This window comes from Autumnicola patrickiae (assembly GCF_031846525.1).
Taxonomy (GTDB): domain Bacteria; phylum Bacteroidota; class Bacteroidia; order Flavobacteriales; family Flavobacteriaceae; genus Autumnicola; species Autumnicola patrickiae.
The window spans coordinates 188,005-203,333 of record NZ_JAVRHM010000004.1; the positions used below are offsets into that span (position 1 = coordinate 188,005).

Genomic DNA, 15,329 nt, shown 5'->3' on the forward strand with positions numbered 1-15,329 from the left:
GTAACTTTTGTTACTGCACAGGATGTGGTCGCAGGTTACTTTTGCGTCAAATTAAATAAATGAAACTTTGGATATATTAGATCTCCTTGGATATCTTGGCGCTTTGATCATTGGAGTTGTACTTGGTCTTATTGGTGGTGGCGGTTCAATTTTAACCGTGCCGGTGCTGGTTTACCTGCTTTCCATAAATCCCGTTACAGCCACTGCATATTCGCTTTTTATTGTTGGCACCTCCTCCCTTATTGGAGCAGGGAATTACGTTAAAAAGGAACTGGTGGATTTTCGTACGGCGACGGTTTTTTCCATACCGGCTTTTATAGCGGTTTACAGCACCCGAAAATATCTTCTTCCTGCCATTCCCGAACAGATGGTGACCATAGGAAATTTTGAGATAACCAAAGGTATTGGGATCATGCTTTTTTTTGCAGTTATTATGGTGGTGGCCTCTATCTCCATGATTAGGGATAACGGCAAAGAAGTAAAGATGGAGACTAAAGTAAAATACAATTTTCCGCTAATTATAATTGAGGGTATAGTTGTGGGTGTGCTTACAGGTATTGTGGGTGCCGGTGGAGGATTCCTGATCATCCCGGCCCTGGTACTACTTGCAAAATTGCCGATGAAAAAGGCAGTGGCCACTTCCCTGCTTATTATTGCGGTAAAATCCCTTATAGGATTTCTTGGCGATGTCCAGAATCTTGAAATAGACTGGGTTTTCCTGCTGATATTTACAGGCTTATCCATCCTGGGTATTTTCCTGGGTGGATACCTGAATAAATTTATTGATGGCGAAAAGCTTAAAAAAGGTTTCGGCTGGTTTGTTTTAGTCATGGGTATTTATATCATCTGGAAAGAAATGTTTTAGGGAATGATGGTAACTGAAGATTTAGAAAGTGCCTCTTTTTCCAGAAACAATTCGGGATGAGATTCAAGTTGCCCGTGGATATCTGCTGCTCGCATTACGATGATGCTTAATGTAATATAAATCTATGTTGAAACTCAATGAACCGGTAGACTGTGTAACAAATGTTACTGCGTAATCCGGTAAATGAAAGTATTTTTACTTTAGTAAAATCAAGAAAAGAAAAAAGCTTAAAATCCATTTTTAAAGTTGAAATAAAAGCAAAAATGAAAATAGAACAATTTAAAGACGAACCATTAGCACATTATTCTTATGCTATTGTAAGTAAAGGAGAAATGGCCTTAGTTGATCCCGGCAGAAACCCCAGGCAGTATTATAAATTTGCAGAAGAGCAAAATGCCAAAATAGTAGCAGTTTTTGAAACCCATCCTCATGCCGATTTTGTAAGCGGACATTTACAGATTCACAACGAAACAGGTGCAACTATTTATGTGAGCGAAAAGGTAGGAGTAAGTTATCCCCATGAACCTTTTGATGAGGGACAGCGCGTGAAAATTGGCAAAATTAATATTCGTCCTTTACACACACCGGGACACTCGCCAGATAGTTTAACTTTTGTGGCCGAAGAAGATGGTAAAACCGTATTATTCACAGGAGATACATTATTTATTGGAAACGTAGGTCGTCCCGATCTTCGTGAAAAGGCTGGTAATATGAAAGCAAAGCGAATGGAACTTGCAAAAGCAATGTACCATACCATGCAGACTAAATTTAACGATCTTCCCGATGAAGCTCTTGTTTACCCTGCGCATGGTGCCGGATCTTTATGTGGAAAGAACATGAGCGATTCTCCTTCCAGTACTTTAAGGGATGAACGCATGGGCAATTGGGCATTTAAAGAACAGAGTGAAGAAGAATTTGTAGAGGAGATCCTGAAGGATCAGCCGTTTATTCCTTCTTACTTTGGATTTAATGTAGATCTTAATCGTAACGGTGCCGGGAACGTACAGCAGGAAAAATACCGCGTACCGCTACAAATAGCTACCAATGAAGTTGAAGACGGAATAACAGTCGTAGATGCGAGAAATGAGGAGGCCTATAAAAAAGGACATCTCCCTAACAGCATCAACATTATGTCAAGAACAGAAGGGGATAAATATGAAACCTGGTTAGGAGCGATTATTGAGCCAAACGAGCCTTTTTACCTGGCGGTAAGTTCCGTAGAAGATATTGATGAGCTATTGGAAAGAACAGCCAAGATTGGTTATGAAAAACAAATGAAAGGAGTGATCACGCTGAGTGAGAAGGTTTCCAAAAAGTCTGATAACTTTAATCTTGAAGACTTTAAAAGTAACAAAGATAAATATACCATTGTAGATATTAGAAACGAAAGTGAACTCGCAGAAGGAAAGATCTTTGATGATGCCATAGGAATTCCGTTAAACGAATTAAGAGACCGTGCAGATGAGCTTCCAAAAGATAAGCCATTTGTGGTGCATTGTGCCGGCGGATACCGCTCTGCGGCCGGAAGCAGCATTCTGGAGAACAAATTTAAAGACCAGAAGGTTTTTGACCTTAGTGAGGCCATCCAGGATTTTAACTAAACAAAAAAGCCGACTCGTTAAAGTCGGCTTTTGCTTTGGTGCGGGCGAGAGGACTCGAACCTCCACACATTGCTGCACTAGATCCTAAGTTGTTAAAATTATGTTACAAAATAACCCAAAACATCTCAAAATCAATTAGTTATAAATTTTTTAGTGTCATTTAATTTCAAATGATTACATATGAAATCACCAAATGTTGTACCTATGTTGTACCAAAAATAATTATCTTTATTAGGTAAATATCAGATTGTTATGAAGTCCAGTGCATCAATAACCCTTCGAAAAAAACCTAATAAAAAAGGCCAATACCCTTTGGCAATCCGAATAACCAAATTTAGGAAATCTTCTTATCTTTATATAGGTCATTATATCACTTTAAATTATTGGGATAATGAGAAAAGTATTGTAAAAAAATCTCATCCTAACGCTGCTCGTTTAAATTACCTTTTACTTACCAAGTTAGCAGAGACTAATAGATTTCTTTTACAGCTGCAGGCTGAAGGAAAAGATTTCTCTGCAGCTCAAATAAAAAAAGACATTCTCTTTTTAAATTCTGATAAAAATTTCTTTGATATCGCAGACGCACACTTAGAAGAAATTAAAGCTAACAACAAATTTGGCCGGTTAACAGTAGACAAAGCCTACATTGGACATATTGCAACATTTGTAAAATCCCGACAGTTATCTTTTCAGGATCTCGATGAGAATTTTCTTAGAAAATATATGAACTTTTTAAAAAATTCTAAGAAATTATCTGAAAGGACTATAGTTAACCATCTTGTATTAATTCGTCTCTTATTTAATAAAGCTATTAGACAAGGTCTCATAGATAGGAAGTTTTATCCCTTCGGGAAAGATAAAATTAAGATTAAATATCCCGAGACTAGAAAAATTGGCTTAACTATACAAGAAATTCAAAGCATAGAAAAACTAACTGAGCTTACAGATGAAGAATACCACGCCAGGAATATATGGCTCTTTAGTTTCTATCTGGCGGGAATTAGAGTATCTGATGTATTAAAAATTCGCTGGAGTGATATTTACGACAACCGACTTCATTATACCATGAATAAAAATTCTAAATTGGTTTCTCTCCAGCTACCTGAAAAGATTCACGCGATCCTTAAAGATTATATTAATGATAAGGGATCTGATAATGATTTTATTTTCCCCGAACTAAAGGTTGTAGATCCCAGTGACGAAAAGCAGCTTTATGCAAAAGCCAAAAATGCTAATAAATGGCTAAACTCTCGTTTAACTGAAGTAGCGATCAAAGCCGGTATAACTAAGAAATTAACAATGCACATTGCCCGACATAGCTTTGGAAATATTGCAGGAGATAAAATTCCAGTTCAAATGCTCCAACAATTATATAGACATTCTTCTGTCACCACGACTATGATGTACCAATCCTATTTTATAAGCCAGGAGACCGATAAAGCTTTAAATAGTGTGGTAGATTTTTGAAAATCTTAAAGCCCAACTCCTACCCTATTTTTTATAAGCTCCCGTTAAATGCCAACCTTTCCTCGAGTAGTTTAGTTTATATCTGGTTATATTTATACAAAATACCGTGCTGTCGGCAAAATTCACTATTTCTCATTTCGTCATAAAGTATAATACGCTGTCTATAGTCCAAGTCTGGTTTCAATTCTATTAAATTCCTCCAGTTGTTCATCAATTCCTCTTTCTTCTGGGCCAATCTGGATCGTTTGTCCTTCTTGGACTTTTCCTTGGTTTTTGAGTCGCTGGATATCATTCTCCAACCCAGCTGTACGTCTTGGTAAGCTTTCAAAAGGGTTTTCAGCTCCAAATACATCTCGCTCCCTTCTTCGAATTGCAGACTCCTCTTCTCCAAGTTCTTCTGCCTTTCGTGAATATCTGTCTTCCAGGTCATAATATCTACATTTAAGTTCTGCTGAAGCTGCTTGTTCTCTTGATTCAGATTCTTCAAGTTTTTTTTCCTCTTGTTCAAATTCAGAATATAAACCTCTTTTTTCTTCTTCTTCCATTTCTGCCAATCCTGATTTTGCTGATTCTGCAAGTCTTCCAACTCTTTCAACTTCTGATCTAAGCTGGTTTTCAATTTCTTTAAATGTATCTGATTCCAAAAATTGTTCAATTGTTCGTATAAGCTCTCTAATTCTTCCTGCTCGGCAATTGAAAGATTCCTGCTGAAACTCTCTTTGCTTTTCTGCAAGTGAGTGTAGTTCTTTTCTACCTGTATTGGTAATTGATAAGTAATCGGTGTAGAATTCTTCATTATTAAAAACCCAATTAGTGTTTTCTCCTAGTTCAATAAGCTCTTTTAATTTCTCCCTATCCACGACTGGTAGATCGATCCTAATGGTATCTATACCAATATGGATTAATTTCGATTTTTTTTCATCATCTATTGGGTGGGTAAAAACAATCTCAATAAATAATTTAGGATCGCCATTATCGTCATAGAAGGTTAAATCCGGTCTTATGTAGTAGTTCTTTTTTTGAGCTCCTGCTTTAGCTCCAGACTGTATTTTTCCATTTTCATCTATAAAAAAAGTTTGTTGTGCTTTAATTATTTTCGAGGTAATATTTTTTGCCTCCTGAAGTAATAAGGGAGGTTCATAAGAACCAGAGTCTGGATATTTTATTACCGGAGGAACCAATATAGAGCCTTGTTTTATTATAATTTTTTCGACAAGTCTTTCTAGATATCTTCTAACATTAAAATCACATTTGAAATTATCTTTTTCTTTTGAATCAACTATATGTCTAAAATAGGATTTGTGGTTTGGATTTTTTCGTCTTCTAACAGCTTCTAATGGTCGTTGGCATCCAATACAAGTATACCCTCTCCTGCCGCTTTCCGCATTTTGAATATAAATATCTTTTCCATTCAGGGAAGCAAATTGCGTATCAAACTTTTCGATTTCCACCTTCTCAAATTTTAATATTATCTATTTCTTTCATAAGCCTATCCGTCTCTGTAAGAGCCACAATTATCTTTTGATAATGCAATAGGTCTTCAAACTTTAATTCACGGCCTTTTCGGTCTTTAAGCCATTTTTGAGCGGGTTGGTAACCGCCTATATAAAACTCCCAGGCAATCTCCGGTACTTTATCAAAATATTGCTCATCGTTTATCCAGACTTTTCCGGTTTTTTCATCCGGATTGGTTAATTCAAAACCCGGACTGGTTTTCGTTATTTTCCGGGTAATTATATTATCGCCATCTACGGGATAAGTAGTAATAAATTCTTCGGATTTATGGCTTTCCAGTAAATGAATTTGGCGAAGCTCGCCGCCTAATTTTACCAACTTCCAAAATTCTTCCTGGTCTTTCGGGTAAGGAACCCTTGGGAAATCTATTTTTAAAAACTCCTTATAGGTTTCGCGATAGGTGGGGGAATGTAAAATCGCATAGATATAATCCAGCAAATGTATGGGCGCGAAAGTGCTGCGAAAATCACCGCGGACTTCCCCTGAATTTGCCAAACAAACATTGTCATCTTCCACCTCCGGCACAAAATCTAACCCCAAACTTTCTTCAATTTTAGCAAGTATTTTTGGATCTAGATTAGGCATACGCTCCGCCCGGGTTTCGGTGCTTTGTTGCTTGGTGGTTTCGGGATATAGGTAGAGCGGGAAAATATTGTTTATATTATACGCACTACAAGTTTTATGTCCCGAAAGAATACGAGTTAAAAAAGCACCTGCATTTTCTTTGTCAGGAACTTGCTTAGGTAAAATAATGCCAACATTTTCACCTCTTAAAAAATGTTGCATATAAACTTCTCTGCCCCAATCCACCATTGAAGGTGAATAGTAAATTTTTCTTGTATCGAAAGGACGATAATTAAAATCCTTAATCAAATTCAAATGATTATTATTTGTGACTTTTTTTCGAGCTTCAGATAGTTTCCAACCTCTGGAATCACCTGCTAAATATTTTCCGTCTTTCTTATTCGGAAATAGATAGGTTCTTATTTCTGAATCCGAATATTTATCATTTGCAAATTTCCTAATTCGTTCTAGCAATGACTCTTGGGAAAAATCGGTGACCACTGAATCCCTTGCTGTAACAATACCAGAAACATTTTTTAAGAATATTTTACTAAAACTAAAACCTGCCTCATATTTCTTCCTTCCTTCTTCATTGGTAGGTACAAAGAAATAATATGGTTGGGTATAGTTCAAGTTTTCAAATACAATATCCTTTAGATTATTATTAGCTAAAAAATCATATTTGTCGTTGCGTTTTCCATAGCAATCATAATGATATACTTGTCCTAATTGGTTGGTTTTTTTCTGCCCAGTTTTTATCAAAATATTAATGGAAACCCCTTGCATTATATCAAAAACATTTTCGTCTTTATTGCCATCTGGAGCGGTCTCTTTCTTTTTAGCATTTCCGTGGAGATCTATCGTATAAATTTTATCGTAGGTTTTAAGTAAATTCCAACGCATTCCTCTAAACGTAGGATTGTCTAAAAAGCCGTGCGGGTTGATAAAAGCTAAAATTCCTTCTCCATTTTTCTCTATAAAATGTTGCCCGTAACGCATAAACTTAACATAATCGTCATTTAACCAGTGTTTGCGTTCGTTAAAATGTTCGCCATCTACATATTTATAATCTTCGATTAAGTCTGCAATCCACTTTCCGTTATTAGAAGAAATTCCGGAATACGGTGGATTTCCAATCACACACATTACCGGAGTATCACGTTTAATATGATTAGCTTCATTAGCTTCGGTACTCAGCCAGTTGGAGAAAAGTGTACCGGTGTCTTTATGGTGTTCTTCTAATGAATTTGTTAGATAAACGTTGAGACGTTGTGTGCTATCTTCTTTATAACCGGTTTCCCGTAACAACATTTCCAGTTTTAAATGTGCCATTGCGTAAGAAGCCATCAATAATTCAAAACCATTCAGCCGTGGAATTAAGTGTTGCTCTACATAACCACTCCACGCACCCTGCATTGCTTTAAATTTCTTGCTGTAGATATAGTTCACCACTTCCGCCAAAAACGTTCCCGTACCGGTTGCGGGATCCAAAATTTGAACTTTATGAACCTCTTTTTCGGTTTGTTTGTAGCCTGTTGTAGAACGTTTATCGGCTACATCAGTGTTTACCTTTATTTTGGTTTTAGAAGTATCTGCTAAACCTTGTGGCAGCTTAAATTCGGTTTTTAAAACATCGTCTACTGCGCGAACAATAAATTTTACCACAGGTTCGGGCGTGTACCAAACGCCGCGTGCTTTTCTAAGTTTCGGGTCGTATTCTGCCAGGAAAGTTTCATAAAAATGAATAATCGCATCCTGGGTTTGGGTACTTTTTCCAAAGTTTTTTAGCAGTCGTTCAACATTGGTAGCCCTAAAAACATCGGCAAGGTTATCTACGGTGGGTTTGATACGCGCATCTATATCGGGACCGGCTACATAGCCAAATAATTTCCGAAGAAAAGGGTTTGATTTCGGGATAAGCTCGGCTGCTTCCTGCCTGCTAAAATCGTTTAAAGTCGGGTCGTGTAAACGGGCAGCAAACATTCCGTAAGCTAAGGTTTGTGCATAAATATCTGCAAAACCTTTAGGGGTAAGATCGTGGATTAGTATTTCCTTAAACGTATGAAATTGCCCCTGTAATGAAGTGTTTTCCTGGGTTTCCTCATCGGAAGTAATTGCATTCTCCAGAATATTTTGCAGAAGGCGAGCTTTTGCGGCCATCATTTCGGCCAGTCTTTTAGCCGATTTAATTGTTTGCCCAATAAAGCTGCAAAAGTTCTTGATAAGGTTTTCAAACTGTTGAAAATTCTCAGGGATGGGGACTATTTTTCCGTTTTCAATTTCGGCCAATTTTATTTCGTGTACCAATATGCCATTCTGGAAAAACTGAAACCAAAGATAATCGGTAATAATGAGGTTATCTAGGGCATTTCGATAGCGGGAAAACTGCTCTTTATAAACTTTGGAGTTCAGGTCTTTGCCAACATCTTTGGCTTCAATATAACCAATAGGTATTTTGCCATTTGTTAAGACATAATCGGGGTTTCCGCAGTCCGTGACATTGGCTGGTTCGTTGGTAATATCAATATTGGTTAAGATACTTCTAAGTAAATTCTCTAAGTCGGCTCGGTAAGAATGTTCTCTGGAAATGCCAGATTGATATCTAGAATTTACTATTTCGAGATAGTTGGTTATTGTCATGTATTTATAAAATCAGGCTTTTGAAAAGAAAAGTGAAGATAAATTAATTAAAACACTTATAAAATTCTTACAAACCTGAATTTCGTACTTTATTTAAATGTAACAGAGTTAACATCTAAAAATGACACGACCTAGTTAATTCATTTTTTTAATTTACTAGAAATCTTCCTGCCTGATACTTAGCTTAGAATCACTCAAGAGTTTCTAATCCGGTTAGTGACGTGAAAATTGAGCGGAGAAATTGATTTAAATAGTATCTTTTATTTTTTCAATAAATGCTTTTTTCTGACCTCCAATTTTTAGATCAGATAAATAGAAATTTCCACTTCCTATAAGCCAAAAAACCTTATCCACAGAATACACTGTTGTATGATTTTCTTTTGCAATTCGGTCTATTACCTTAAATGTTTGGTAATCTAATTTAGTTGCTGATTTTTCGTTTTGTTCAATTAAATTAAGAGCTTTAAAAATGTCTTTTAAATGAACATCTGGTTTGCCATATTCAGAAAACCCCAATTCTTTTAAAAAGTCGCAAGCAAGTGGAAAACCCATTCCTGAAATTTCGTAACTAATCATAAGGGGCAATGCCGGTTTAGCTCTAAAGTCTTCAGCGAAAAAGTCGGTCCATTTATAAAAATCGTCAACGTCTTTGAAAGAACTAAGAAAATGTGCTGCATCAATAACTGATTGACAGTAAAGAGGCCAAATACTTCTGCTGGTTCTTCTAATTTGCCCTCTTGGATTTAAAATCTCAATTATTCGGTCAAGCAGTTTGTCTTTTTCAGATTTTGAATAAGTTTCAGCAACTTTAACTGGGTCAAAACCATAAAGTATTTTATCTAAATTCCTAAGTCCGCCTATTGAACCACCGATTACCTTTGAACTCATCTGCTTATTTTGGGCAGATTCACAAATTCTGTAATAAATTCTCGATAAATCCTTTGGTTTGCTGTACTCTGATTTCAAATGTTCGGATAAAATTTCATCTGTTACTTCGCTAAAGGAACTTAGAAATTCTACTGCTATTTTATATAGTTCTTTGTCTGTCATTTTTTTAATTTACCAAGAAATTGTTTCGATTAGTGCACAATGCGGGAGTAAGGGTACGGAATTGTCGGATTAACCATTTTCCTGCCTGATTTCTAAAATTACACTTTCTTCCCAATAGCCGACTTATTTACGGTGAACCTATTTGTTGGAAGTTGTACTGATATTTATTCTATTCTTTTTCTATGAAATTTGAAACGTCTTTATACAGCATTTTGTGATTATCTATTATTAAATGGATGTCATAATAATCTCCCGAAGTATCTCTTTTAAATTTTAATTTTGCTTTATATTTTATATTATTTTCAACTATCTCAAAATTGAATTTCACACTGTTTTTAAAAAATCCTAATGTAGATCCTTGGACGAATTCTTTTATTGCATTACCCCATTTCACCTCCCCAATTTTGTATTAATCAGATATAGTTTGTGACCTAAATAATTACTTTCAATTTCAATAATGTGTTCATAATCTTTGTGAGTGATTTTAATTTTTAAATTTTTTTGTTCTTGGTTTCTTTTTATTATGGATGCTTTGAAATTGTTGGTCATTACATTTTATAATTAGATTATTTTTTAATCAGTTATTTTGCCAACTTGATAAAAATCTTTCCATAAAGTATTTCTTCAAAGGTCACGGTTCGCCAGTTGGCAAAGTAAAGGAAGCAGATTTGTCGGCTTAGTTTTGGTATTATTGGTCAAGATAATTGTTTTCTTTCTAACGGTACCGGCTATTGGCGATGAAAGATGGTTGTGCGTAGTTTTAAATTATATTCTCTTCTTTAAACTTTAAGTATTCCATTTTAATTTTTGGTTTAGCTGAATTTATTGTTAATTGAGTATCTTCAGTAAAGATGTCTTTCATTTTAATATCTACAGGTACAGGATTTTTCAAGAAGTTATTTAAGTTATCCGATAATTCATCTTCATTTTTATAATAAATAATTGAATTCTGCTTTTTTGAAAAATCTATCTTTTTATCTTCAATTGTCATTTGTCCTTTCCGTAAGGCTCCAGTAACAAAATAGTTTTCTAAAAGCGAAAAATCTATTATAGGTATATCATTTATAGATATGCCTGAAAACAATGGAAAGTTTGTAATTATAGTTTGTATTATTTTTTTAGAAAAATCAAATTGATCACTAAATTCATTTTTATTAGATTTTAAAAAACCTGTTTTTCTTTTTATTTGCTCAGCTGCTTGTTTTAGTCTCTTATAGTTATTGTGAAAATCGCGGGGATCGAAGGGATATTTGATGCACTTAATTTCTGCAATCATAACTACATTTTTCAATTCTAGTATTAAATCTATTTCTTCAAATTTCTCATTTGAGTTTTTGAAATTACTAACCTTTGGAATATTAAAATTGAAACCTTTTTTTTCCAACTCATATTCCAGCATTTCTTTTATATGAACCTCAAATTTCTCACCTCTAAGATCTAAATCAAAACCTCCTTGTTCTAACCAATAATCTATTAACCTTAAAGTGTTGGAATTCAATAAAGGTAGTAAAACTGGATATAAAATACCTTTATTCTCTATAATGGGCTTTTCCCATACATCGAAATAATTATCTGTATGACAAAATAGTTGAAGGATATGTTTTATCTGAATTGACGAAAAATTTGTTTTTCTTCTTAAATAGTCTGTTAAATTCGCTTTCCTAATTTTGATTTTGAAGGCATTGAAATTAGTTTCTAATGTTCCTAATTCTAACTTTTCTGTTTTGTAGGCTTGATCGAATAAATACCTTATCTCAGAAAAGATTAAAATTATATCGTGTAATTTGATACTGCTAAGGTTGGGGAGTTTTTCATTTTTAATAAAAGAATAATAAGAGGTTAATTCGGCGTAAAGTAAGTTCTCCTGAAGTATTGAATCACTTTCTTTGCCATCAGCGAGCTTGAATTCAATAAATCCTTCTCGAATTTCTACTTTTTTTAATTTCTTTGATTTTCTTTTTTGTAATGACTCTTCAAGAATGTATTGATAGAAATAATTTTTTTCGAAGTAACTCGCAACAATTACTTGTTTAGCGGAAAACATATTTCGTTCTAAACGATACTGACCAATTTTATTTGCTTCCTGAATATTATTTTTTGGTTTTGTGATATGCAGAAGTTTATCTTTATTACCAATGTTCATTCGGTAATTTTCCCATACTGTCATATCATACGCGCTTTTAATAACCGCATATATATTTGAGAAGGATAATAAGTTAAAGCAATTTTCTACCAATTCAATCTTAATTACCTCCCCATTATATTTTGTTTCCTCTTGTCTTAAAAGGTTTAGAACAGAATTTAAACCATCGTGATTAGCTTCTAGACCAGCCTGCGCATTTATATTCCCTAATTCTGGAATTGAGGATTTTAAAACACTATTTGTAGCCTTGTCATAATTAAATTTTTCTTGCTTGGAAAATGAATCTTGTGCCCTGCGTGAAACTTTATGATAATCTCTATTTGCTAGAGTTATTAAAATTTCTAAATATGTCGATTTATTAAGTTCGTTCCCCTTGTATGATTTTAAAAATAAGTTTCTAAAAGTCTGGAAGTATTGATTGAAGTGTATTGAACTTAAAGCTATTTGTGAGAGTTCTAAATCAATTGTGGAAATTTCAATTTTCTGTAAATATTCCAAAATTTTATTATAATCAAAATCTTTATTGAAAGGAATAAAATTTATGTCTCCTTGAAGTTTCTTTTCTAATTTTTTACTGGACATTCAAATATTTAAAATTACGCACAACGGTCTCCTATCGCCAATTGGCTGAGTAAGAGACGCGGATTTATCGGCTTAGTGTTGGTTTGTTTATCAAGTTAATTATTTTCTTTTTAACGCTGCCGTCTATTGGCGATTAATCTTTGTTAGATGCTGGCATATTTACGTAAATCTACTTCATAACGCTTTTTTAGACTTTCAATCTTTTCTTGAGTTGTTCCTTTTAAACTGCTCGTATAAAGTAATGGATATAAGGTGCCTCCTTCTGCAATTGATGCATCTAGTTTAGCTTTTGAAGCTCGATATTTTTTCCATTCTTTAATTGAATTATCAAATAAATCTTCATTTATACCTAGACTATAAGCCTGTTTACCTGTTTCTTTTATGAGGGAAATCAAACCACTCAACTCTTGATCAACTTGCTCAAATTCTTTATGGGATTGGATATTCATATCCGTTTGAGTTTCAGGAGAACCAGGATATAGTAATTCCCAAATAAAATTATTTGTTTGGTTTAAAAATAATTTTGAATGGTTAAAGCACTCAAACATTTCTTCTTTATCAATATTAGTGTTCGTGGCAAACTCGTGACAAAATATATGTCTTAACTCAAATACTTTTTGAATACTTGAAATTAACTTATGGCTTTTATTTTTAAAGTCATCTGATGTTACTTTTATTTCTTGAAAAACTGATTCTTTTTCAAAAATTTTCAACTCCTTTATAAAATCTGTTCCTATCAAAATGGACATATTTGAATTTATATCTTTAAAATTGTTGCACGGTAATACATGCGAAATGAATTCTCCGGTAGTTACAGTTTTTGTTTGTATCGCATTTACAATCTCAAAATCAAATTTTATATTTTTTGCTTGATTAAAATTTGAAACATTATCACTAAATGGTTTGCCAAAATCAATTAGTTCTTTATAAACTGATCTAAAGAATGCTTCAAAGCAAGCAACTGTAGCGATAGGAATGTATTTGAGGAGTTCAGTATTATAATCTCCATTATAACTTAAATTTTCTTTAAATGCATATTCAATCTGGTCTAGTCTTGCACTAAAATCATGACGAGAATCATATTCTGTTCTAGATTTTATTGAAGCTATTTCATTTAATAAATCTCTCTTCATTTGAGAATTGTTTTAATATGTTTGCAAATAACGGTTTCGGTTATAGCAAGGCGGGAGTAGTAACGCGGATTTGTCGGCTTAGTATTAGTTTGTCGGTCAAATTAAATATTTTCTTTTTAAGGCTACTGACTATTACCGATTAACCCTTCTTGACAACTGACTCCTACAATTTACTTAATAATTTATCTATACGACTTTGAATTCTATTGGTAAATTTCTTTGGAAAAAAGTTCAAATTCTTAATTCCTTGAGATTTATTGAAAGAGTCAATTTCTAATTCCTTCAATTTGAAATATTTATAAGTAAATTGACCTTTTGGGCTTTTATTTAAGACTTTATAATAAATAAGTTTTTCATCGTTTATTATGGTAGAGTAATACTTAATATGGTCAAAATAATTATCGAAATTTGGGTGAATTATTTTGTAATAATTAGAATTTCTATAGTCTCCAGTTACATCTTGAATTGAGGTGATGAAGTCAATCTTTTGCCCTTTAATATTCATATTGCATCTTTTACAAGCAACATTTAAATTATCTAATCTAAAAGTTAAATGTTTAAAATTCAGATTTCCTTTTGGAAGTATATGCTCTATATCTAAGACCATTTTAAATTCACCGTGTGAATTTTTTTTACAATAGCAACATTGTTCTTCACCATTCGTTCGATAATAAGTTTTAATTTTATCTTTTAAAGGTAAAAGAGCTTTATTATCCCATACTTTTCCTCCCTCATCAATAGCTCTTTGAATATTTTCACGGTCATCATTTGAAAAAATCATCTATTGTTTTTTATTTTCCGAATTTATATCCTTTCCCAATTTTAAAATTTCATTCAGAACTTCAATTTGTTTTGGTTCATAAGCGGTTTCTTGCAGCTTAAGAATATTTCTTTGGAAATCCATATAGTCCATTCTTTCTTCACCTAGAGCATTTAATAGGCGATTAACTCTATCTGATAGAAATCTATTTTCAGGGGTTGTAATATTAAAAAGTCTATAATAGGTTTCTTCTAAATTCAATGGTTCTTTCTTTTGTAGAAGAACTCTATTATTTTCAAACTTGAAAATTTCTACTTTCTTACTAAAAATCTCTGCTCCATTTACTATAATAGGTGAATGTGTAGCAATAATAAGTTTTGGTTGATAGTAATAAAATAGATCTAAAAATGTTTTAACGTATTCTTTTTGCCATAGTGGGTGTAAACTATTTTCTGGTTCGTCAATTAAAACAACCGTTTCATCATCTATAATTGTAGAAAGATAGATAAAAGAAGTAATTAAAGATAACTCTCCTGAACTTGCATTTAAAATTGAAAAAGATGAACCATTTTTTTGAAGATAAACATTAATTTCTTTTAATATTTTAAATTTTTTTAATTTTGATTCCCAATGAAATAATTCAATCAAATTTAATTTCTCTAAGAGATAAAAATTGCTAGAAAATGTTTCCAACCAGATTACATCATTATGATAATTCCTTTCTAAATTTTCAAGTAAATATTTAATTCTCTCTTTATCAAACTCAGGTATTTCATCTGAGTCCATTAATAATTCAATCTTTTCTGGCTGAAATTTTTCTATTTTTAATCCAATTATTGGATTAAAACCAACATATTCTAAAACTTTAGACGCATTATTTAATTTCTTGCTTTTTTCCTCATCCATTGATTTAAGAGCTGTTTTTATAACATTTTTTGTTTGCCCGCGTCCGGTTCTACCTCTTAAAACAACGAAATTAGGATGATTAATTTCAAATTTATCATGTATG

At 33.2% G+C, this 15,329-nt stretch carries 11 protein-coding genes; 3 read left to right on the top strand and 8 right to left on the bottom strand.

The genetic code is table 11. From position 1 onward, the window contains the following. Positions 1–67: 67 nt before the first annotated feature. The 3 genes from RM549_RS05560 to RM549_RS05570 all read left to right on the top strand — a co-directional run bounded on the left by RM549_RS05560 (position 68) and on the right by RM549_RS05570 (position 3,933). A complete protein-coding gene (locus RM549_RS05560; RefSeq protein ID WP_311682620.1) occupies positions 68–865 on the top strand; it encodes a sulfite exporter TauE/SafE family protein in 798 nt (265 codons plus the stop codon). 263 nt (positions 866–1,128) lie between these two features. Continuing rightward, a complete protein-coding gene (locus tag RM549_RS05565; RefSeq protein ID WP_311682622.1) occupies positions 1,129–2,466 on the top strand; it encodes an MBL fold metallo-hydrolase in 1,338 nt (445 codons plus the stop codon). Positions 2,467–2,718: 252 nt separating this feature from the next. After that, a complete protein-coding gene (locus RM549_RS05570) occupies positions 2,719–3,933 on the top strand; it encodes a phage integrase SAM-like domain-containing protein (protein WP_311682623.1) in 1,215 nt (404 codons plus the stop codon). Positions 3,934–4,094: 161 nt separating this feature from the next. Here RM549_RS05570 and RM549_RS05575 read toward each other — a convergent pair whose 3' ends face one another. From RM549_RS05575 to RM549_RS05610, 8 genes are all read right to left on the bottom strand, one after another. Beyond that, a complete protein-coding gene (locus RM549_RS05575) occupies positions 4,095–5,384 on the bottom strand; it encodes a hypothetical protein (RefSeq protein ID WP_311682624.1) in 1,290 nt (429 codons plus the stop codon). Positions 5,385–5,388: 4 nt separating this feature from the next. Further along, on the bottom strand, positions 5,389–8,652 hold the full coding sequence (locus RM549_RS05580; RefSeq protein WP_311682626.1) for a type ISP restriction/modification enzyme: 3,264 nt from the start codon (positions 8,650–8,652) through the stop codon (positions 5,389–5,391). 246 nt (positions 8,653–8,898) lie between these two features. Further along, positions 8,899–9,702: a hypothetical protein gene (locus RM549_RS05585; RefSeq protein WP_311682628.1), complete on the bottom strand. Its 804-nt coding sequence runs from the start codon at positions 9,700–9,702 to the stop codon at positions 8,899–8,901. Positions 9,703–9,871: 169 nt separating this feature from the next. After that, on the bottom strand, positions 9,872–10,096 hold the full coding sequence (locus RM549_RS05590; RefSeq protein WP_311682629.1) for a hypothetical protein: 225 nt from the start codon (positions 10,094–10,096) through the stop codon (positions 9,872–9,874). Positions 10,097–10,462: 366 nt separating this feature from the next. Then, on the bottom strand, positions 10,463–12,427 hold the full coding sequence (locus RM549_RS05595; protein ID WP_311682631.1) for a hypothetical protein: 1,965 nt from the start codon (positions 12,425–12,427) through the stop codon (positions 10,463–10,465). Positions 12,428–12,570: 143 nt separating this feature from the next. Beyond that, on the bottom strand, positions 12,571–13,560 hold the full coding sequence (locus RM549_RS05600; RefSeq protein WP_311682633.1) for a HEPN domain-containing protein: 990 nt from the start codon (positions 13,558–13,560) through the stop codon (positions 12,571–12,573). 163 nt (positions 13,561–13,723) lie between these two features. Further along, on the bottom strand, positions 13,724–14,341 hold the full coding sequence (locus RM549_RS05605; protein WP_311682635.1) for an HNH endonuclease: 618 nt from the start codon (positions 14,339–14,341) through the stop codon (positions 13,724–13,726). Further along, positions 14,342–15,329 (bottom strand): AAA family ATPase (locus RM549_RS05610; RefSeq protein WP_311682638.1); only part of this gene is annotated, 988 nt, incomplete at its 5' end.